Source organism: Zymomonas mobilis, assembly GCF_006715975.1.
Lineage (GTDB): Bacteria > Pseudomonadota > Alphaproteobacteria > Sphingomonadales > Sphingomonadaceae > Zymomonas > Zymomonas mobilis_B.
The window spans coordinates 446,614-469,446 of sequence record NZ_VFOF01000001.1; the positions used below are offsets into that span (position 1 = coordinate 446,614).

At 46.6% G+C, this 22,833-nt stretch carries 15 protein-coding genes; 12 read left to right on the forward strand and 3 right to left on the reverse strand.

The features are described 5' to 3' along the window. Positions 1–12: 12 nt before the first annotated feature. Positions 13–1,215 (reverse strand): pyridoxal phosphate-dependent aminotransferase, encoded by a 1,203-nt coding sequence (locus FBY58_RS01910; protein ID WP_141919239.1) that lies wholly within the window; start codon positions 1,213–1,215, stop codon positions 13–15. A 121-nt stretch (positions 1,216–1,336) separates the two neighbouring features. Continuing rightward, on the reverse strand, positions 1,337–1,978 hold the full coding sequence (locus tag FBY58_RS01915; protein WP_260432023.1) for an aminotransferase class IV: 642 nt from the start codon (positions 1,976–1,978) through the stop codon (positions 1,337–1,339). Positions 1,979–2,376: 398 nt separating this feature from the next. Between FBY58_RS01915 and tldD the strand changes: the two genes are divergently transcribed. The 10 genes from tldD (at position 2,377) to FBY58_RS01965 (ending at position 18,587) form a co-directional block, all read left to right on the forward strand. Further along, positions 2,377–3,819: a metalloprotease TldD gene (tldD, locus tag FBY58_RS01920; RefSeq protein WP_141919241.1), complete on the forward strand. Its 1,443-nt coding sequence runs from the start codon at positions 2,377–2,379 to the stop codon at positions 3,817–3,819. A gap of 291 nt (positions 3,820–4,110) precedes the next feature. After that, positions 4,111–4,830: an endonuclease/exonuclease/phosphatase family protein gene (locus FBY58_RS01925; protein ID WP_141919242.1), complete on the forward strand. Its 720-nt coding sequence runs from the start codon at positions 4,111–4,113 to the stop codon at positions 4,828–4,830. 207 nt (positions 4,831–5,037) lie between these two features. Continuing rightward, positions 5,038–6,384, forward strand: coding sequence for an ammonium transporter (locus FBY58_RS01930; protein ID WP_141919243.1), 1,347 nt, complete (start codon positions 5,038–5,040; stop codon positions 6,382–6,384). 391 nt (positions 6,385–6,775) lie between these two features. Then, the gene (gene hfq / locus FBY58_RS01935; RefSeq protein WP_141919244.1) at positions 6,776–7,261 is read left to right on the forward strand and encodes an RNA chaperone Hfq; all 486 of its coding nucleotides are present in this window, start codon (positions 6,776–6,778) and stop codon (positions 7,259–7,261) included. Then, entirely contained in the window at positions 7,258–8,640 is a 1,383-nt protein-coding gene (gene hflX, locus FBY58_RS01940; RefSeq protein WP_141919245.1) for a GTPase HflX, read from the forward strand. Before hfq ends, hflX begins: the two co-directional genes overlap by 4 nt. 20 nt (positions 8,641–8,660) lie before the next feature. Further along, positions 8,661–9,230 (forward strand): YqgE/AlgH family protein, encoded by a 570-nt coding sequence (locus FBY58_RS01945; protein ID WP_141919246.1) that lies wholly within the window; start codon positions 8,661–8,663, stop codon positions 9,228–9,230. A 140-nt stretch (positions 9,231–9,370) separates the two neighbouring features. Then, positions 9,371–9,997: a ParB-like protein gene (locus FBY58_RS01950; RefSeq protein ID WP_141919247.1), complete on the forward strand. Its 627-nt coding sequence runs from the start codon at positions 9,371–9,373 to the stop codon at positions 9,995–9,997. Between the two features lie 221 nt (positions 9,998–10,218). After that, on the forward strand, positions 10,219–15,420 hold the full coding sequence (locus tag FBY58_RS01955) for a DUF4011 domain-containing protein (protein ID WP_141919248.1): 5,202 nt from the start codon (positions 10,219–10,221) through the stop codon (positions 15,418–15,420). A gap of 199 nt (positions 15,421–15,619) precedes the next feature. Continuing rightward, a complete protein-coding gene (locus tag FBY58_RS01960) occupies positions 15,620–17,194 on the forward strand; it encodes a hypothetical protein (RefSeq protein WP_141919249.1) in 1,575 nt (524 codons plus the stop codon). 46 nt (positions 17,195–17,240) lie between these two features. Beyond that, on the forward strand, positions 17,241–18,587 hold the full coding sequence (locus tag FBY58_RS01965; RefSeq protein WP_141919250.1) for a bifunctional cytidylyltransferase/SDR family oxidoreductase: 1,347 nt from the start codon (positions 17,241–17,243) through the stop codon (positions 18,585–18,587). A gap of 16 nt (positions 18,588–18,603) precedes the next feature. On the opposite strand, the gene mutL is transcribed toward FBY58_RS01965, so the two are convergent. Continuing rightward, positions 18,604–20,472, reverse strand: a complete 1,869-nt coding sequence (mutL, locus tag FBY58_RS01970; RefSeq protein WP_141919251.1) for a DNA mismatch repair endonuclease MutL — start codon at positions 20,470–20,472, stop codon at positions 18,604–18,606. A 256-nt stretch (positions 20,473–20,728) separates the two neighbouring features. On the opposite strand from mutL, the gene FBY58_RS01975 reads away from it, so the two are divergent. Both FBY58_RS01975 and mreC read left to right on the forward strand, forming a co-directional pair. Beyond that, entirely contained in the window at positions 20,729–21,775 is a 1,047-nt protein-coding gene (locus tag FBY58_RS01975) for a rod shape-determining protein (RefSeq protein ID WP_013934138.1), read from the forward strand. Between the two features lie 28 nt (positions 21,776–21,803). Next, positions 21,804–22,820 (forward strand): rod shape-determining protein MreC, encoded by a 1,017-nt coding sequence (gene mreC, locus FBY58_RS01980; protein ID WP_141919252.1) that lies wholly within the window; start codon positions 21,804–21,806, stop codon positions 22,818–22,820. Positions 22,821–22,833 lie beyond the last annotated feature (13 nt).

Consider the following 22,833-nt stretch of genomic DNA (forward strand, 5'->3'; position numbering starts at 1 on the left):
TAAAATTTTGTTTTATTTTAAGCGAGTGACTGCTTCGCCAATACGCTCAAGGGCTTTTTTCAGTAACTCGGTCGAGGTCGCATAGCTGATCCGGAAAGCCGGAGACAGACCGAATGCTTCACCATGGACGACGGCCACCTTGGCTTCGTCAATCAGGTAAGTGGAGAAATCGATATCTTTTTCGATTACCTTGCCTGATGGCGTTTTTTTGCCGATTAAATCGGAAATACCTGGGTAGACGTAAAAAGCGCCCTGTGGTTTTGGGCAAGAAATGCCTTCGATAGCATTTAAGCCATCGACAACCAGATCGCGGCGGCGCGCAAAATCGGCAGACCAATCTTTCAGAAATTCTTGCGAACCATTTAACGCCGCGACAGAAGCGGCCTGTGAAATAGAGCAAGGGTTTGAAGTCGATTGAGACTGGAGCTTGGCCATCGCCTTGATAAGCGCGGTGGGTCCACCCGCAAAACCAATACGCCAGCCGGTCATGGCATAGGCTTTTGAACAGCCATTGACAGTCAGAGTGCGGTCGAACAGATCGGGTGCTACTTCGGCAATGGTAGCAAAGCGGAAATTATCAAAAATGATATGTTCGTAAATATCATCTGACAAAATCCAGACATGGGGATGGCGACGCAGAACTTCGGCCAAGCTTTTGATTTCTTCTTCACTATAAGCCGCGCCTGTTGGGTTGCTGGGAGAGTTGAAGATGAACCAACGGGTTTTTGGCGTTATTGCTTTTTCGAGCTGTTCAGCGGTAATTTTATAATTCTGGTCAATATTGGCCTGAATGAAAACCGGCGTTCCGCCACAAAAGCGGACAATGTCAGGGTAACTGACCCAGTAAGGTGCCGGAATGATGATTTCATCGCCCGGATCAATCGTTGCGGTTAAAGCATTGAATAAAACATGCTTGCCGCCGGAACCGACAGAAATCTGTTCTGGGAGATATTCCAGATTGTTCTCGCGCCGGAATTTACCAACAATCGCTTCTTTTAATTCAGCCGTACCATCAACATTGGTGTAACGGGTTTTCCCGTCATGGATGGCCTGAATAGCGGCTTCCTTAATAAATTCGGGCGTTTCGAAATCCGGTTCACCCGCCCCGAGCGTAATAATATCAACCCCTTTTGATTTAAGCTCGATCACCCGACTGGTCACGGCAATCGTCGGTGAAGGCTGGATACGGGAAAGGGCAGCGGAAATGTGAACCATCTTTTTTCCTCTCAGGAAAATCGGCGGACAGAAAGATATCCGTCTTTTGAAATATAATCCTTTTTCAGTCAGGTAAGGAGGCAGAATATACCTTCTGCAATACTTGCCATGGCGGCGGTTTTTAGCGAAGTAATTTTGCCTTGACTAGCCCGAACAGGTCATGGCCGATCAGAAAACCTGATTTTAAATCCTGTAAAGATAATACCGCTTCTTTTGCGCGATGGCTGGAAAGTAATGTCTGACGAAGTAAACCGGGTAGCAATCCCAATTTAAGAGGTGGGGTAAGAAGTTGGTTGTCGCGCTGGACGAAAATATTGCCAAGAGCGGTTTCTGTTGGGTGACCGGCGGAATCGACGGCTAGCCAGCTATTTTTATAATCTGTTTGAGACGATGCGCCTTTTATGATCCGAGGAAGAAGCGCGTGGTAAAGCTTTTCGTCATTAGCGGGGCAGGGTCTTTCCAGCGGATAACATTCTATTATTTGGGTGGGGACGGATTTTGGAGGCGTGATTTCAATAGCAATTTGACCATTGTAATTGATAACCAGCCGAATGAAATAGGGCGCTGTTAACGGGAAGCAAGCCATGTGAAGATTGTTACGGACGGCATGGCGATTATAGATGAAACCGAGCGTTTTGGCTGAATTTTCTAGCCTAGCGAGATGTTGTTCCAGAGCCGAGATACCCCCCAAGGGTTCAAAACGCATAGTTTCAATAAGCGCTGTCGGTTCTGTGCCGGCTTTGCTTGGAGATGGCTCTTTCAATTCCAGCCTTCCTTTTATATTTGGGATTTCTTTCATAAAAGTAAGGCCGAATTAACTATACCATTTGATGACTTGAGAAAGATCATTTGCGAAATAAAGTTACTATTTGTAAGAGTAGGGCAAGAAGATAACTTCTTATTACTCTTTTAATATATTTATGCCACCAAAGAAATAAAAATGAATTTGGTCACTTTTGGTTGTCGTTGGTGGCGGTCTCGTGGGGTTATCGTTTCAAGAGTAAAGCATTTTTATCGAAAAACGAGGGTAGGTTATCGTTAAAATATGATGATAGCAAATGCCTATCTTCATTTACTTTAATCGGTTTGTTTTTGGAATTATTCGTCTTTGATATGCGTTCAGTGATTGCACCTGCCGCTAGAGCGTTATAATTATAGCTTATGACTATTGCCGACATAGCTGAAGCTCCCCGCCATTTTCTTTATAGGCCCGGGTTACTGACACCTGATGACGCGAAGCGTTTGACTTCTCAAACCCTTAATGGCTGCGATGATGGTGAGCTCTATTTACAATATAGTGTTTCCGAAAGTTTTTCTTTTGACGATGGCCGTCTGAAAAATGCGAGCTATGATAACCAGTCGGGCTTTGGTCTGCGTGGATTATCGGGCGAGGCCACTGCGTTTGCTCATGCGAGTGAGATTTCTGCGGATGCTATTAGACGGGCAGGGGAAACCTTGCAGTTATTAGATCCCACCAAGGGAAATCAGGCTTCTTCACCGCTTCGTACCAATCGGCATCTTTATACAGAAGCTAATCCCCTGACTTTGAAGCCTTTTGCGGATAAAGTGGCTCTTTGCCAGAAAATCGATGCGGCGGCACGGGCAAGAGATCCCCATGTCTGTCAGGTTTCGGTCGGGTTATCCGCTTCATGGAGTGTTATCGAAATCGTCCGCCCTGATGGTTTCGTTGCTCAGGATATTCGTCCTTTGGTGCGTTTAAATATTTCGGTTGTTGTCGAAAAGAATGGCCGACGTGAATCTGGCTTTTATGGTTTTGGTGGCCGGTATCTTTACGATTTCCTTTTTGAAGAAGCCGAATGGCAAAAGGGAATTGATATGGCTTTGGCCTCGGCTTTGGTCAATCTGGATGCGGTAGCGGCACCGGCTGGAGAAATGCCGGTAGTATTGGGCCCCGGATGGCCGGGCGTCTTGCTGCATGAAGCGGTGGGTCATGGCTTGGAAGGCGATTTTAACCGGAAGGGTTCTTCTGTCTTTTCGGGTAGAATTGGCGAAAGAGTGGCATCCGAAGGTGTGACCGTTATTGATGACGGTTCTATAGCTAACCGCCGTGGGTCGTTAACTATTGATGACGAAGGCACGCCGACGAGCCGCACCGTTTTGATTGAAAACGGTATTCTGAAATCTTATATGCAAGATAGGCTGAATGCTCGGCTGATGGGGATGAAGCCAACGGGTAATGGACGTCGTGAGAGTTATGTCCATGCCCCGATCCCCAGAATGACGAATACCTTTATGGCGGCCGGACAAGATGATCCCGCCGAGATTATGTCTCGTGTCAAGAAAGGTATTTTTGCCAAGAATTTTGGTGGCGGTCAGGTCGATATTACTAGTGGTAAATTCGTCTTTTCCTGCACCGAAGCCTATATGATTGAAAATGGCCGAATTGGCGCGCCGATCAAAGGGGCTACCCTGATTGGAGATGGCCTGACGGTTCTTAACAAAATTGCGGCTATCGGAAATGATTTGGCTCTGGATGAAGGGGTCGGAATTTGCGGCAAAGGGGGGCAGTCTGTTCCTGCGGGTGTTGGACAACCTACTTTATTGGTAGAAGGCTTGACTGTTGGTGGCACCGCCTCCGAATAGTCAGAAAATATTTCAAATAATTAGAGAGAAGCGGGGTAGTTGTTACCCCGCTTTTTTTAAAAGATAGCTTGTAAAGATAAAAATTCTTTTATTTTATTATAAGGTTTTTTTATTGTTTAATGGCTTTTTAGGTAGGATGTTTTTGGATATATCCTGTTTTTTAATCAATTTTTTGTCGAAAGACAAAATCAGAGCAAGCAATTTATACTGTTGTGGGATGCCGCAAGAGAGAAATTTTATCTTCGGTTATCCCTTTGAGTATAAAAAGCATGTGAGGAGAGGCCTATAAAAGTGGCAATTTTGGACTATTCAATAAAAGTGGCCTCTTATAACATTCATAAAGCTGTCGGTGCGGATAAAAGGCGCGACCCTGAACGCATTTTGTCTGTGTTGGATGAAATCGATGCTGATTGTGTCATTCTTCAGGAAGCTGACCGCCGATTGGGTAAAAGGCGGGCTATTTTGCCCTTCGATGCGTTAACCGCGCATGGTTATACCTATGTGCCTTTGTCTTTAAGGTCTTGCAGTCTGGGGTGGCATGGCAACGCCATGTTGTTTCGGAATTTTGCCAGTTGCGTTGGGTATGAACGGGTTCGTTTGCCTCGTCTGGAACCACGTGGCGCCATCATTTGTGATATAAAAATGAAAGGGCGTATCTGGCGATTTATCGGCGCCCATCTTGATCTTTCCGGTCTTTTTAGGCGGCGGCAAGTGGCTTTTATCCTTGATAGGCTTCAAAATCTGCCCCGCGATTTGCCTACTGTTATTATGGGCGATTTTAACCAATGGCGAAAGAGAGAAGGCTGCCTACGTTTATTGCCGGATGAATTTTCTATTTTACCGACTGGCGCCAGCTTTCCGGCTAATCATCCTTTGGTAGGATTAGACCGTATTATCACAACACCAGAAATTAAATGGTTGGAATGTGGCGTTCACAACACCCCCCTTGCAAGGCAGGCTTCTGATCATCTGCCTGTATGGGCCAGACTAGCTCTGTCGCCGGTTTTTTAAAATTTTTATCAAAAAAAGCTGTTTTTATGAATTTTTATGTCATTTTTTGGGTATAAATCCTGTTGAAAATAGCTGACTAAGTAATTTTTATTGTATAGTCTTCTGTGTCTGCGTTAATTTTTTGAAATATAAAAGTTATCTCGGCCTTATATTAGAAATTTTATCATGATGCCGGCTCGCTCAGAGTCTTTAGGGATATATCGGGGAATGCAGAGATTTACATTAAAGGCGCCTGTTCTTTTGCGCTCTATGGCTAATTCGATGGGGTTTTGTAAAAAAATTATTGCACTACCCTTGTTATCTTGTGCCGTTCCAGCTTTGGCAGAAGCCCCAGCTGTGGCTGATACGGGCGATACGGCATGGATGTTGATATCGACGGCGCTTGTGCTGTTGATGATCGTTCCAGGCCTCGCTTTGTTTTATGTTGGTATGGTACGGGCTAAAAATGCATTGTCTCTTTTAACCCAGATTTTGTGCATGACAGCCCTTGTCATGGTTATATGGCCTTTGGTGGGGTATTCTCTTGCCTTTAGCGGTTCATCTCCTTTCTTTGGCAATCTGGCCAATGCCTTTTTGAAAAAGGTCACGCCGGATAGTCTGAACGGCACCATACCTGAATATGTCTTTGTTTGTTATCAGATGACTTTTGCAGCCATTACGGCGGCTTTGGCGTTGGGCGGTTTTGCAGAAAGAATCAAATTCCGTGCGGTCATGCTTTTCACCCCGCTTTGGTTGTTGCTGGTCTATTTACCGTTAGCCCATATGGTGTGGTCTTCTGATGGCTATTTCTTCAAGATGGGTGTTTTGGATTTTGCTGGCGGAACGGTCGTTCATATCAATGCCGGTGTTGCCGCGTTGGTGGGATGTCTGATGATAGGTAAGCGGAGCGGTTACAATAAAGAATTGATGGCTCCCCATTCGATGATGATGACCTTGATCGGCACCGGATTATTATGGGTTGGTTGGTTCGGTTTTAATGCCGGTTCAGCTTTGGGCGCCAACGGATCCGCCGGTTTGGCGATGATAAACAGCTTTGTCGCGACCGCCGCCGCTATTCTGGTCTGGATTGGAACGGAAGCGCTTGTTGGTCGCAAACCTTCTTTGCTGGGCGCTTGTTCTGGTGCCATTGCCGGTTTGGTTGCTATCACGCCTGCGGCCGGTAATGCGGGGCCGATGGGTGCTATCGCTATCGGCGCGTTGGCTTCATTTGGTTGTTTCTGGATGGTCGTCTATGTCAAACCCAAATTACAATTCGACGATGCGTTAGATGCTTTTGGTGTCCATGGCGTAGGCGGAATTATCGGTTCGATTGCAACCGGACTGTTCTGTTCCCCGTTATTGGGGGGCCCCGGTAAAGCTGATTATATGATCGGGCATCAGCTCTTTTTGCAGGTTTTTGCGGTTGTGGTTGCCGTTATCTGGTCGGCCGTTGGTTCTGCTATTGCTTTTTATATCGTTGATAAGCTGGTGGGCTTGCGGGTTTCGAAAGAAGAAGAAGCTATCGGTCTGGATATCAGCGAACATGACGAACGGGCTTACAATATGAACTTCTAATTTTTTTGAAGTTTTTATCTCAAGATAGCCTTTTTGATATAAAATAATTTTTAAACCAGGTCTGAATTATCAGGCCTGGTTTTTGTTTTCTTTCAAAAATTTATGGCTCTATTTATTCTACTTGAAAATCAGATGAGATCTCTTATTTTAAGGTAGCTTTAATACGCTTTTTCTTCTCTTTAAGTTCTATGATAATATAATTATATTTTATTATCCTTTGTAATAAAGGATAGGAAAATGAACTGGTCTAGTAAATTGTTTCTGTGACATTTGAAATTTTAAACTATATTATCATATCTTAGAGTATCTTCATGAAGGCGTGCATCCATATTTGCTGGACGTGGGTGCTTTGTGACGATTTTGTCCAGCCAACAAACCGGAGAACCGGACAATGGCCGAAAAGGTCAACAATCTTCAGGATTTTTTCCTTAATACTTTGCGCAAGACCCGAACACCTGTGACGATGTTTTTGGTAAAAGGTGTTAAATTACAGGGTGTTATCACCTGGTTTGACAACTTTTCTATTTTATTACGGAGGGACGGGCAGTCACAGCTGGTCTATAAGCATGCCATTTCTACTATAATTCCGGCGCATCCCTTGGAGCAGCTTAGGGAAAGCCGTAGTTTAATGGCAGAGCGTAAATCCAGTTTGCTTCAGGATGTCTTTTTATCGGCGATAATGCAGCAGCAAGAGCCGGTGACGATGTTTTTGATAAACGGAGTGATGTTACAAGGCGAAATCGCGGCCTTTGATTTATTTTGCGTTTTATTGACCCGCAATGACGATGCCCAGCTTGTTTACAAACATGCGGTTTCGACAGTGCAGCCTGTTAAATCTGTAGATTTGACGATGACAGAAAGGCGAGAAGAGGATTGAGTGGTTTTGTCCGGTCTGAGGCCGATGGCGTTTCAAGTGGCGCACGGGTATTGGTAGTTCTTCCTGAATTGGAAGATAATAATAAGCGTTCAACTGAAGCTCGATTAGAAGAGGCCACCGGCCTTGCCTGTGCCATCGGGTTGGACGTCGTTTCGAAGCTGGCTTTCCATTTGCGTTCCCCGAAAGCGGCGACGTTGTTTGGTTCTGGTCAGGTCGAGCAAATTGTGACGGCAGCCAGAGATGAAGAAGTCGATTTGGTCATTGTCGATGGCCCTTTGACCCCGATCCAACAGCGCAATCTTGAAACAGCCTTGGATGTAAAGGTTATTGACCGAACCGGCCTTATTCTCGAAATCTTTGGTGCGAGAGCGGCCACCGCAGAAGGTCGGTTACAGGTTGAGTTAGCTCATCTCGACTATCAGGCGGGGCGACTGGTTCGAAGCTGGACCCATTTGGAACGTCAAAGAGGTGGTTTCGGATTTTTGGGTGGCCCAGGTGAAACCCAGATCGAAGCCGATCGTCGGATGATTCGTGATCGTATGGCAAAGTTGCGTCGTGATTTAGCGCAGGTCACTCGGACGCGGGGTTTGCATCGAGCAAGACGGAAGCGTGCTCCTTGGCCGGTAGTGGCTTTAGTGGGCTATACCAATGCTGGAAAATCGACCTTGTTTAACCGGATGACCGGTGCCGATGTCATGGCCAAGGATTTGCTTTTTGCGACCCTTGATCCGACAATGCGGCAGATTGCTTTACCTGGCATTGATAAGGCTATTTTATCCGATACCGTGGGTTTTGTTTCGGATTTGCCGACCCAGTTGGTTGCGGCTTTCCGTGCAACCTTGGAAGAGGTGACGGCGGCTGATCTGATTTTGCATGTACGCGATATTGCCCAAGAAGACAGCGATTCTGAACGGAATGATGTCGAACGCGTTCTGGCGGAGATCGGCATTGCTCCGGTCGAAGACGGCGGCGAGTTTGCTATTCCGGTTATTGAAGCCTGGAATAAAAGCGATTTGTTGTCAGAAGAAGCCCATGCCAGCCTTGCCGCAGAAGCTGCCCGTCGTGAAGATGTCGCCTTGATATCAGCATGGACCGGCGAAGGCATTGAAGCTTTACGTCAGCTTGTTTCAGAGCGTTTGTCCGAAGCCCATCGGTTGCGTCATATCGACCTGCCATTGACAGAAGGTCAGGCTATGGCTTGGTTGCATGCCAATGGCGAAGTCGTGAATCAGAATATGAACGATCAGACCGAAAAAATGGAATATGACGTTCGGATGTCCGATGAGAATTGGGGCCGTTTTGTGGAGCGTTTCGGTTTTCTGTATCAAGGTATCCTTGAATCAGAAGACGATCCGGAGCACTTGCATCTTTCTTCATAGGAAGACTAAGACCCTTTCTTATGGCTATATGTAATCCTTGTTCTGATCTAAGTGGGCTATTGCTTTTAGCTTTGCCCACAATGAGGGATGCAGAGTTCCAAAACGCGGTTATTGCGTTATGTGCCTTTAATGAAAAAGGGGCATTGGGGCTAAATATTAGTCGCATTGTTCCTGATGTGACGTTGCATTCGTTGATGCGCCAATTGAATATTGAACCTGGTCTTGCACCGGATCGACCTATCCATGATGGTGGCCCTTGTGAAACCCAGCGTGGCATGGTTTTACATAGCCGTGACTGGAAAAGTCCGGATAGTATGATGGTCGGGCAAGACTGGGCATTAACGAGCACCTTGGATGTGCTTCATGCGCTTAGCCGAGGTGACGGCCCCAAACATTGGTTAGTGGCTTTGGGATATGCTGGATGGGGTGCCGGGCAGCTGGATCAGGAAATGAAGCAGGCGGATTGGTTTGTTTCCAAAGCGGATGACCAGTTACTTTTTGCCTGTCCTGCGGAAGATCGCTGGCAGCAGAGCTATCAAAAGTCTGGTGTCGATCTTTATCGTCTAGCTGTGAAAGTTGGGCAGGCTTAACGACAGATAATGTCTTTTACTTTTTGATATATTTCTTTTGTAGATGAAAATATTTTCCAACTATATTATCCCAACACAGTCGAAAAAATGGCTCCAAGGATTGGATAAATATCTAATTTTATCTGGGCAAAGGAGATAATATGGCAGACGTCCGCGACCCTGTGCTTTTAACGGCCTCTTTAACAGATTTGCATCCGACCCAAATTTCTGTCGGAATGCGAGAAGTCGATGTTAAGCGGGATAACTGGCGCCAAAAGGAAGATGATAAAAAATCTCTCTACCTTGGTAATCATTTAATTCCGGTTGTTTTAGGAAAAGATAGCCAGCCTTTCGTGGTCGATCACCATCATTTATGCCGCGCCCTGTTGGAAGAAGGGGTCAATAAAGTAGCGCTTTCGGTGATGGCGGATCTCTCTGCCTTGGAAAAAGATCATTTTTGGTTCGTGATGGATAGTCGTCGATGGATGCATCCCTTTGATGAACAGGGTGTCCGGCGATCTTATCAGGATATTCCTGACAATCTTAGTGATTTGAAAGACGATCCCTACCGTTCATTAGCGGGCGCTTTGCGGCGTGCAGGGGGATACGCAAAAGATGTAACGCCTTTTAGTGAATTTTTATGGGCAGATTATTTACGGCGGCAACTCAACGGCGCAGCGATTGCGCATAATTTTGACAGTTTTTTAGAAAAAGCGTCGATTCTTGCCCATGACAAAAAGGCATCTTATTTGCCCGGATGGTGCGCACCACAAGTTAAACATGTGTGAAGCATGATATCCCTTTGCCTTGTTTTCTAAATATCCCTATGTATTTTCAGTGAATTATCTTTTTTTGCCCTTTTTCGGGCTTTTTTACTAAAAAGCGATTGAATAACGCTTGCTATCCAGTTCTATAGGGTATTTGGGCAAAGCTTGCCTTATATTGGATGTTGTTTTCTGGTGAGGATAACCAAGCGCCTGTCCATGCGCGAGGTTCGGGATTATTGTGCATGCGTATCAAAATTGGCGCTTCTGTCGCCAGTAAAATTGGCTTTGCTTCTCATCAGAATGCGGTTCCTTTAATTCATGATCTGGAAATAACCAATTCGACTTCTGAAGATTTTCAGGATTTGACTTTGATTTTGAAGGCCGATCTTCCTTTCATGGAAGAAGTCCGTTGGAAAATTCCTTTTTTGAAAAAAGAAGAAACCCATCAAGTTGCCTTGCAGCCAGTGGTTCTTGATGCTGGTTTTTTACATGATCTTAATGAAAACTTGACGACACATCTGACTTTTTCTCTGGCGAAAGGAGAAAATACGCTCGCCGAAATGGTGTTGCCGGTCGAGCTTTTGTCTTATGACCAATGGGGCGGTTATCAGACAATGTCAGAGTTGTTACCTGCCTTTGTCATGCCCAATGATCCGGTTATCGATCATGTGTTGAAATCGGCATCAGAGGTTTTAGAAAAGGCTGGAAGGGTCGCCTCTATCGAGGGTTATCAATCCCAATCCCGTGAGCGGGTTTGGGAAATTACCTCTGCCATTTGGTCGGCTTTATGTGGGTTGCATCTTTCCGAAGCGGCGATGCCCGATCAATATACCGAAAATGGCCAGAAGATACGGACACCGGAACGGATATTATCAGGGCAAATAGCGAATAGTCTTGATTGTGCCTTGTTATTGGCTGCGGTTTTGGAAAAGGCTGGCTTAAATCCGCTGATCGTTCTTTTAAAAGAAGCGGTGCTCGTCGGTGTCTGGTTACAACCGATTGAATTTGCATCCCTGATTACCGATGAAGCGGCTGCCTTAAGACGTCGGGTCGATCTTAAGGATATGCTGTTATTGGATTCTCGGCTTTTATTGCAGAGAATACCTTCAGCCTTATCGGTTGCAGAAAGAGAAGCCTTAAGAAAGGTTTCTGAAGAGCGGGTTTCCGATTTCGTTATGGCCGTCGATATTCATCGGGCGCGCTTGCAGAAAATTCGGCCTTTAAATAGCACAGTGGGTGTCTTGCCTGAATTTTCGTTGGCGGAATGGGAGCCTGCGGAAGCATTTGAAACGGCACCTGTTTTACCCGCTTTTGATGTCGAAAGGCCGGAAGCCGAGAATGTTGCAAAAGACCGACTAACAAGCTGGCAACGGAAGCTTTTGGAATTAACACCACGTAATCGGTTGTTGAATTTACCAGCCAAGGGCAAGCAGGTGCCTTTGATCTGTTCCGATCCGATGCGGTTGGAAATTGGGCTGAGTGATGGCGAAAAGCTGAAAGTCATTGCGATGTCCGATTTTTCAGCCAATGGCCGGAATAAAGAGCTTTATGCCTCGCAAAATCAAGGCGATTTGCTTCAGGATATGGCTGAGGCCGCGATGGCGCGCGGCGAAATTATGTCGTCACTTCCCGCGAATGCTTTGGAAGCGGCGCTTATTGATCTCTATCGCAAGGCTAGAAGCGATATTGATGAAGGCGGGGCCAATACTCTGTTTCTGGCTATCGGGTTTTTGAAATGGAAGCGGCATCCGGAAGAAACCCGAGAATATCATGCACCTTTGGTTTTGTTGCCGGTCACTCTGGAACGAAAAAATGCTTTATCGGGGCTTGTTCTTGTCAGGCATGAAGATGAAATCCGCTTTAATCTGACGCTTTTGGAAATGCTGCATCATGATTTTAGTCTGACGATTCCAGAGTTAAATAATACTTTGCCGGAGTGGGACGGGCAGGTCGATATTGCAGCAATCTGGAATATCATCCGTCATGCTATTCGCGACATTAAAGGCTTTGAGCTGATTCCTGATGTCACTTTAAGTACTTTTTCTTTTGTGAAATATCTGATGTGGAAGGATCTGACCGATCGTTCCGAACAGTTAAAACAAAGCCCTATTGTCCATTATCTGTTAGATCGGACAAAAGAAAATCTGCCTAAGAATAAGCATTTCCCAACGGCAGAAACGCTAGATAAAACGGTTAATCCCGGAGAATTATTTACGCCCTTACCGGCGGATAGTTCACAATTGGCGGCGATTGTAGCATCGGCCAAGGGGTGCGATTTCGTTCTGGATGGCCCACCGGGAACGGGTAAGTCGCAGACGATTGCTAATATCATTGCCCATAACCTTGCTTTGGGGCGGCGGGTGTTATTTGTAGCCGAGAAAAAGGCGGCTTTGGATGTGGTTCAGCGCCGTTTGAATGCCAATGGATTAGGTGATTTTTGCCTAGAGCTTCATTCCAGTAAGGCGACCCGAACTGAAGTTATCAAGCAGCTTAATCGAGCATGGGCTGCTAGTCGCGATATTCCTGAAGAAGATTGGAAGACAGAAGCTGAAAAGCTTCGGCAGTTACGCGATAATTTGAATGAAGTTGTCCAGTTGCTGCATCAACGCCAGCCGAATGGCCTCACACTTTATCAGGCGATTGGTGTCGTGGTTCGAGATGGCGGTCGTGCCGTTCCTCGGTTAAATTTTTATCATCCGCTTCAACATACCGAGCAAGATTTAGCACGTTTTCGTGATTTGGCGGAGCGTTTGGGGCTGGCTTGGCAAGAAGTCGACGATATTCCGCAGGATTTCGATGCTGTTACCGTCAGTGAATGGTCGAATGGTTGGCAGGAATCTATTGTTGCTGCGGCTAAAAAATTAAAAGTCGCTGTTTTAGAAGTAAATGCGGCCAAAGAAGCGATTATTGAAGCGTCTGATTTGCCGATCATTGCCGAAACCCGCGATGATTTGGAGCAGTTAAGCCATTTTGTGCATCTGTTAGGAAAAGCACATGGGAGGAATTGCTATTTGGCGTTTTCTTCCCAAAAAAGTAAAATCATTGAAGCTGCCTATCAGCTTATTACAATCTTAAAAAGCTACCGCAAAGAAGCTTCCGGTCTGTCAGTACGTTATGATCGCGATATTTTAAGACGATTACGCAGTCATCCGCGCCAGTTATGGCAGGAATGGGAAAAAGCTGACCAACGTTTTTGGTTTTTTTCTGTTTTCGAAAAGAAGAAAATCATCAAGCATTTGGCTAAAGCGGGGCGAACCAAAGGGCGCATTGATGCCGCGCATGATCTGCCCCGTCTAGTGATGATGGGGCGGCTTTATGAAAAGCTTTACCGGTTAAGAAAAGCGACCCCTGCCTTGAAGTATTTTTCAGGTTGGAAGGGTATCAGTAGCAATCTTGCGATGATTGCAGATGAATGCGCTTTTTCTGATGAATTGGAAGCCGCAGTGACCACACAGGCTGCCAATCCGACGCATTTAGTCGAGTTACGGCAGGCCGTGAAAAATTTGGTGATGGAAGCCAATGCCTTATTAGATCCGGCATCACCTTTGATGATTGCAGCGCGCCGATTGAAGAAAGCGTTGCAGGTGGTTGATCGGGCTAAAAACAGCTTTGTTTCTTTGGCGGATTCCGCAGTTCCAAATGAACCGCAGGCATGGTTAGAATTGGCTGAAACGATTATCAGCTATGAAAACCGGTTGCAGGCTTGGGCAAATTGGCAACGAATTCGTTATGAGGCGGTTTCTGCAGGATTGAAGCCATTAGTCGATGCCATCGAAAGTCATGCTATTCCGAGCGAACAGGTAGCGACAACTTTTGAAGCGGCCTATGCGCGTTGGTTTGCCAGCAATCTGATTGATGCTGAACCACGCTTGCGGCGTTTTTCTTCAGCTATGCAAATGGCGGATATCGCGGCATTTAGAAAAGTGGATGACCATGTTTCTGAATTGTCAGTGCAATATATTCGCGCGCAGTTAGCCAAGAAGATTGCTGTCGATGAGAATGATGGATTGCCTGCCGGTTATGCAACCTTGAAGCGTCAGCTTCAGGTCAAGCATCCTATGCCGATCCGGCAGTTGATTAGCGAAATGGGAGATGATTTTGGGCGGTTAGCCCCTTGTATGCTGATGAGTCCGTTATCGGTTGCCCAGTTTTTACCGCCCGATCATGCGCTATTCGATCTGGTCATTTTTGATGAGGCGTCGCAAATTGCGCCTTGGGATGCAATCGGTGCCATGGCGCGAGGTAAGCAAGTTATTGTGGCCGGTGATCCGCGTCAGATGCCGCCGACAAGCTTCTTTAATCGTTCTGTTCAAAATGATGATCTGGTGGCAGATACTGAACGCGACATGGAAAGTATTTTGGATGAATGCTTGAGTGCAGGTATTCCGATGCATTCTTTAAGCTTCCATTATCGTAGTCGCCATGAAAGCCTGATCGCCTTTTCAAACTATAGTTATTATGATGGCAGTTTGATTACCTTCCCAGCACCTGTTCGGAAAGAAAGTGCTGTGCATTGGCGGCGCGTGAACGGTGTTTACAGCCGTGGTCGCAATCGCGTGAACTCGATCGAAGCGCAAGCCATGGTGGACGAAGCGGTTAGCCGTTTGATTGATCCTGAATTTAACCGACAAGGTTGGTCACTGGGTATTATTACCTTGAACAGCGATCAGCAAAGATTGGTTGAAGATTTGCTGGATAAAGCGCGTCGTGATCATCCTGAAATAGAATCTCATTTTAGCGATTTATTACCTGAGCCGGTAACGGTTCGAAATCTGGAAACGGTTCAAGGGATTGAGCGCGATTTAGTCATTTTTGGTATTGGATTTGGCCCGACTGAACCAGGATCTCCAACGATGTTGATGTCTTTTGGTCCGTTGTCGGCAGAAGGCGGGTGGCGGCGGCTGAACGTGGCCTTGACCCGTGCCAGACAGGAAATGATTTTATTCACATCCTTTGGCCCTGAAATGATCGATCTTAACCGGACAACCTCGCGTGCCGTGATTGATCTGAAACACTTCATTGAATTTGCAGATCGAGGTCCTCAGGCTTTTGCTGAAGCGGTGCATGGGTCATTGGGGGGATATGATTCGCCTTTTGAAGAGGCTGTTGCCGCAGAGTTGATGCAACGGGGATGGCAGGTGGCTTCCCAGATTGGGGTCTCTCGTTTCAGAATTGATCTAGGCGTGGTGCATCCTGATCGTCCAGGAGATTATTTGGCCGGTGTCGAATGTGACGGTGCGACTTATCACAGTGCTGCGACTGCCCGTGATCGAGACAAAGTCAGAGAAGCGATATTGTCAGAATTAGGGTGGAAGCTGGTACGCGTTTGGTCAACCGATTGGTGGGTTGATAAAGAGGGCGCTGCCGAACATTTGCATAATGCTTTGGTTGCCTTGCTTGAAGCTGACCGTCTTAAAACTAAGACTGTGTTGCCGGTGGCCTAAAGAGAATAGGGTATAAAAACAGGAATTGGCTTTTTTAACAAAAACATTTTCGGATTTGTTGGATAAGGTGGTTTATTTTTAACTTATGGCTGCGATATCCGTTCTCGTTTTTATAGCAGGCGTTTAGTTTATAAAAAATAAGGCGGTCTTTTTTTGTGTGGGATAGTCCAACAGTTAAAAAAGATCGATGGAGTGCAAGATGAAATTGACTGAAAAGACTTTTGACCTTTTTCAGGAGGATGGCACCCTTTTGGAAAAGAATATTCGTTTTCAGGAGAATGGTCAGGTCTTGGGCGCGCAGCATTTTGATCGCCAATATTGGTCTATCTTGGGCTCCCAAATTGTTTTAACCAACGAGCATAAAACGCCTTCGATTATTTTTGCCTGCTGTCTTGAGCATAGCGATCTTTTTGCCTTTTTTGGCCAAGCGGCGCAGGGTAGGAACGACAAAGCCCGTTTCATTCTCTTTGAACAGAATGCCGGTGGTGAAAAAAACTTGGCTCCGGCACAGGATATTACCCCTGCTTTGTTTATGTTGGAGCGGAAGCTTGATCATATGCGGGATACCATGAATTTGGTTTCCCAACGCACAAGTCGTTCTGCATCAAAAATAAAAGTGTTGTTTCTGATCCATAATATGTCTTTGTGGGATAGTCTGCGGGATGTTTATGCAGTTATGCGCGAACGCGATAATTTTGAAGTTGTCGTCGCAACATCGCCCCGTTTTTTTCCGGCGACACAGGATTATCAGGCAGAAGATGAAGTTCATCAAGGGCTCGAGCAGCAGGGCGTTCCTCATATTCGTTTCAAGGATGATTTTGAGGCCGCGCTTCAGGTAATAAAGGCCATCGTCCCGGATATTATTTTTCGGCAAATGCCTTGGGAAGTGAATACGCCGGAGCCGTTCCAGACGCAGCATCTTAATTTTGCTAAGCTGTGTTATGTCCCTTATTATGGCCTGAATATTTTAGAAAAATTGACAACCGAGGAAGACGAACAGGACTTTTCAGCTGATCAGTATTTCCATCGTATGTGCTGGCGGATGTATTGCGAAAACGAGCCCCTTTATCAGCGGATGAAAGAAAAATCCTTGAGAGGTGGGGATAACATTGTTGTCAGCGGTCATCCGAAGCTGGATCATTTATGGGAAGCCCGTAAGCATCCTGAATGGCCGATCAAATCTGATGGAGAGAAAAAATTCCGTCTGATATGGGCGCCGCACCATACCGTTGGAAATGGCTGGTTAGACTTTGGAATCTTTCCTCAGACATTTGGTGCCATGCTGCAATGGGCAGAAGAAGCGCCCGATATCGAATTTGTTTTGCGGCCTCATCCTTTGCTCTTCAATTCTTTGTTATTTTATAAAATATTTAACGAACAGCAACTGGAGCAATTCAAGAATTTGTGGAACCGTTTGCCTAATACCGCTTTAAGTGAAGGTGGAGATTATGGTTCATTATTGGCGGCATCCGATGCAATGATAACAGAAGGTGTCAGCTTCTTGGCCGAATATCAGGTATTCGATGACAAGCCGTTGATCTTTTTGGATAGCCAGCGTCACCGTGGATTTAATGCCGTGGGTGAAAAAATTATGCGTGGCACCTATAACGCCACCACTATTCCGGCCGCGCGGGAAATTGTCGATCATTACCGTCAACAAGGTGATGATCCGTTAGCCGCAATCCGAAAAGAGAATTTCGAAATGATGATGCCTTGGCCGGGAAAAGCGGCTGAACGCATTGTCGATGATATTCAGGCGCATATTGCCTTATAAAAGCAACAGAAGCCTAGTCCTTTAATTTATTTGGCCGGAGAAGAATATGGCAGTCGCCGTTATTTTGGGAGGCGGGAAAGGCACCCGTTTTGGTGATCCGTTACCCAAGCAGTTCAAGGTGTTGGGCGGAAAACCGATCGTCCAATATACCTTGGAAGCTTTTTTTTCGCATCCGGCCATTGATGAAATCATCGTGACCTATCCGGTTGAATACCGGAAGGAGATCGAAAAGATTACAGCGCCTTTTGCCGCAAAGAAAATGGTAACGCTGGTTGCTGGTGGGGCGTCTCGGATGGAAACGACGATGGCCGCCTTGTCGGCTATTGGTGATCGTCATGTGAAAATTCTGTTTCACGATGCGGTGCGGCCCTTCGTTTCACATGATATTATTAGTGATAGTTTGGCTGCTTTGGACAAGCATCAAGCCGTTGATGTGGTTATCCCGACCGCCGATACCATTGTTTCTGTCGATAATGCGCAAGAATGCTTGGTCTCTATTCCCAAGCGGAGCCTGTTAAGGCGGGGGCAGACCCCGCAAGGCTTTTGGAGCGATGGGCTGACCGCCGCTTATAGGGCAATTGATTCTGAAATTCTGGATCAGTTTTCTGATGATTGTGGTGTTTTTCTCTATCAATATCCTGATGCGGATATCGGCGTTGTTTGTGGTGATGATAAAAATATTAAGATTACCACGCCGATAGATTTTTTCTTGGCCGAGCAAATTCTCTATTCGGGGCAGGCCGCAAGCCGTTCTGTATTGTCGGAAGAAAAGAGCCAAAAATCGGTAGTTGTTTTTGGAGCTTCATCCGGATTAGGCGCTTCGGCTGTAAAAGCGATGGAAGCGAAGGGCTGGCAGGTATTTTCGGCATCCCGTAGCACGGGAACCGATATTTGTAATCCCGAACAGGTGAACCGTTTTTTCAAAGAAGTGGCAGCTAAAACATCTGATATTGATGCAGTTGCGGTATTTTCTGGTGTGTTGAAAACCGGCAAGATTACGGAGATGACGCGCGAAGAAATTAGCCAGATGATTGATGTCAATTTAGTTGGTTCATTGAATGTAGCTTTGGCGGCATTTCCTTATTTGAAAAAATCGTCTGGTCATCTGTTTATGGTCAGTTCTAGCAGTTATTTTCGAGGCCGCGCCAATTCCGCCGTTTATTCCGCATCAAAGGCGGCGGTTGTGAATTTGACCCAAGCGCTTTCCGAAGAATGGGCAGATGATAATATCGCTGTTTCTTGCATTGCCCCAAGACGCGCCAATACCCCGATGCGAAGAAAAGCTTTCCCCAATGAAGATCCGGCTATCTGTCTTGATCCTGAGATAGTGAGCAGGCAGGTGATTGCGATGTTGGAGCATCCCCAAACCGGTCTGATTAAGCATATTTATTGATAAAGACTGCAGGCGTTTAACTGCGCCCGAACAGTTTTTCGATGTCTTTATGCCCCAGTTTGACCCATGTCGGGCGGCCATGATTGCATTGGCCGCTATGGGGTGTGATTTCCATTTCCCGTAAAAGGGCATTCATTTCAGCAACTGACAACAGCCGGCCTGCTCTGACCGAACCGTGGCAGGCCATTGTTGCGACAATATGGTCAAATTTTTCTTTGAGAAGAAGGCTTTGATCATAAGCTGTGATTTCACCTGCGAGATCTTTTATCATGGCCTTGACCGCGCAATTCCCGAGCATCGCCGGAGTAGCGCGGACTAAGATAGCTTCATGGCCAAAACGTTCGGTTTCAAGCCCTAATGCCGCAAATTCATCCTGTCTTTGTTCGAATAGATCGCAAGAAACTTCGTCCATCTCGACAACTTCAGGCATCAGCAACCTTTGGCTGGTGACTTGGCCGTTTTCCAAGGCACGCCGCATCCGCTCCATCACCAATCTTTCATGCGCGGCATGCTGATCGACAATCACCAAGCCATCTCGAGATTCTGCGACAATATAGGTGGCGGCGATCTGACCCCTGGCGAGACCGAGCGGGAAGTCTGTTTGTTCTGATGTTTCGCTGGGGCTGGTCGTCGTATTCCGTCCCATAGGCGGCAAGGAGGATTGCGCCGCCGCACTCCATAAATCTGAAGTAGAAGGGGAAGGTCGTTTTGCAGAAAAAGAATGTGGTCTTACAGCGTCCGGTGATTTGGCTTTGAACAGGAGGGATGAATCCGAAACCGAAGATTTGGATTCATGTAGAGCGTCTTCTTTGGGCGAAGATGTGGTCTCAATAGAGGCTTCACTGCTTTTTTGCCATTTGCCCATCGCTTGGACATCGGCGGGTTGTGCGCTTCTGAATCCTGAAAGATCGAGGCTTTCCCGAAGTGCGCCGACGATGAGGCTGCGCACAGCATTGGCATCACGGAAACGGACTTCGCCTTTTGCCGGATGAACATTGATATCAACGTCACTTCCCGGAAGTGTCAGAAAGAGTGCTAGAACCGGATGGCGGTCTTTAGCTAATAAATCATGATAGGCAGCGCGCACTGATCCGATGAGCAATCGGTCTTTGACAGGGCGGCCATTGACGAAAAGATATTGGTGATCGGCCAGTCCCCGATGGAAGGTCGGTAAGCTGGCTACACCTTCTAGATACATCTGGTCACGTTGATATTCGATCGGGACACTGTTGTCCTTTAATGTCCTGTCGATAAGGGCGGCTACGCGTCTTTGACGGGTTTCACCTGCATTTAGCGAAAAAACGCGTCTGCCATCATGTTCAAGGGAGAAGCCGATATCGGGGCGGGTCATTGCCAGTCGTCTGACAATATCATGGCAGGCCATATATTCGCTTTTAGCGCTGCGCATGAATTTCCGGCGGGCGGGAATGCGAGAGAAGAGGGAATCGACCTTTATTTTTGTTCCTTTGGGAAGGGCGGCGATACCTTCTTTTTCGAATTGTCCATTATCGACGATGATTTGCCAGCCACTATCGCTTTTGGATGTTCGGCTTTCAAGCGTCAGGCGAGCAACACTGGCAATTGAGGGTAGGGCTTCTCCCCGAAAACCTAAGGTCGTAACAGCTTCGATAGCATCATTTTCAGGAAGCTTTGACGTTGCATGGCGTTCTAAGGCCAGACGCATTTCATCCATAGGAATGCCAATGCCGTTATCGATAACTTCTATGCCATCCAAGCCGCCTTTTATCAGGCGGATGGCGATACGGGTCGATTGGGCATCGATAGCATTTTCTACCAGTTCTTTTAACGCGCTGGCTGGTCGTTCGACCACTTCACCCGCTGCAATGCGATTTATTACGTCTTCTGGCAGACGGCGTATTGACATATTTCTAACCCTGCCCCAATCGGTTCTCTAGCTTTCTGGTTTAATATTCATATAAAACCGGAAAACGGCTTTTTTTTAACATTTTAAAATCATAGTATATGATGTTCAGGATCGATATAGGGTCGATAAAATAGTAGTCCTGATCTATCCCCTTATATCGGTATATGCGCAATATACTGGTTTCTTTTTGGTCTGGAAAGTTTATAGCTTTTCTGGCTTCTTTCCTAAAGCCCCTTGTTAGCGGACGGATGCTTGAATGTCTCTTTTTACCCGCCTGTTTAAATTTATGTCGCATGACATGGCGATTGATCTCGGCACGGCGAATACCGTCGTTTATCTCCGTGGCCGTGGTATTGTATTGAATGAACCTTCGGTTGTGGCAATCGAAACCTTGAATGGCGTAAAACGGGTTCGCGCTGTCGGTAATGATGCCAAGCTGATGATGGGCAAAACGCCGGACAGTATTCAGGCTATCCGCCCTATGCGGGACGGTGTGATTGCTGACATTGATGTCGCCGAACAGATGATAAAGCACTTTATTCAAAAAGTGCATGGCGGAAAAGCTCGTCCTTGGCGTTTTCCTGAAATCGTGGTTTGCGTGCCATCCGGTTCCACCTCTGTTGAGCGCCGCGCGATCCGCGATGCTGCTTCAAATGCCGGTGCCAGTCAGGTATTTTTGATTGATGAGCCTATGGCTGCTGCTATTGGTGCCGAAATGCCTGTAACCGAACCAATCGGTTCGATGGTTGTCGATATCGGCGGCGGCACGACGGAAGTTGCCGTTTTGTCCTTGCGTGGTTTGGCATACACCACTTCTGTCCGTGTCGGCGGCGACAAAATGGATGAAGCAATTGGTTCCTATGTCCGTCGTAATTTCAATCTGTTGATCGGTGAAGCCACGGCTGAGCGGATTAAGAAAGAAATGGGTACTGCGCGAATGCCTGATGATGGCATTGGTATGACGATCAGCATCAAGGGGCGCGATCTGGTCAATGGTGTGCCAAAAGAAATTCAGATTAATCAGGCGATGATCGCAGAAGCTTTGTCTGAACCAGTTGCCGCGATTGTGGAAGGTGTTCGTTTAGCGCTTGAAAATACAGCGCCAGAATTGGCAGCTGATATTGTTGATCAAGGTATTGTTTTGACCGGAGGGGGCGCTTTGTTATCCGGTTTGGATACTGTTTTGCGTGAGGAAACTTCTTTGCCGGTGACGATTGCCGACGATCCTTTGACCTGTGTTGCCATGGGAACCGGACGTGCTTTAGAAGATCCAACCTTTAGAGCTGTTCTACAAACAGCCTAATTTTAGCAGGCAAAGGATCTTTTGAAGCATGGCACCGCCGCGCTTACGTAATTTCGGCTTTTCAAGGCGGGCGCAACTAGGCTTATTCGCAAGTTATGTCGTTGCTGTCGGGGGGATTGTTGCGGCCTTGGTCATGTTGATCTTCGCCAATCTTTATCCTGCCAGTTATAATAGTGTGATCGGCTTTGTTACCGATTGCACTAGCCCGTGGCCTCGTTTTGGTCACGGGGTTATTTCCTTGTTTGATAATACCCGTAGTAATGTTGGAAGCTATATCAATGCGGGCAGCGAAAATATCCGTTTGAAAAAAGACTTAGAAAAGCTGCATCCTGATCTTGTTGAATTGCAGCTTTTGAAAGCGGATAATAATAAGCTGAAACGCTTGTTGAATTTGGTTGAACATACGCCTGAAAAAGTCGCGGTCGGCCATATGATTGGTTCGCCTTTAGCGACTAGTCATCGGACAGCGATTATTGATGTAGGCTCATTATCCGGTGTCGCAAGTGGAATGCCCGTTTTAGCTTCGGAAGGGTTGGTTGGGCGTGTTCTGGCAACGGGGCATTTTTCATCACGTATTTTGTTGTTAATCGATTCTTCGAATACTTTGCCGGTTAAAATTGCCCGTTCGGGTGTCCCTGCATTAGCCTCAGGACGAGGGGATGGCCCTTTGGATGTTCGGCCTTTGATTGCGGGGCAGTCGCCTTTCAAATTGGGTGATTTATTGGTGACATCAGGAACGGGAGGAATTTATCCGCCTGATATTCCGGTCGCCTTTGTTACATCATTAAATAATGATGGTGCCTTGGCATTACCCGCCGTTAATCCGGCCTCGATCGACTATATTATGGTTGAGAAGATATTTGTGCCTGATGCGCCGCCGGAACCTTCCCTTACCGATAAACAGCCGTCGCAAAAACAGCTTTCCCGTAAAAAAACAGCGAAAAATAATCCAACAGCCAAGGCTGTTACTCAGCCTTTGGCAGGGCAGGTGCCGGTTAATTCTGTCAACAAAAACAGCGTATCATCGGCTTCCCAATCCGAATGAAAGGATAACGGTC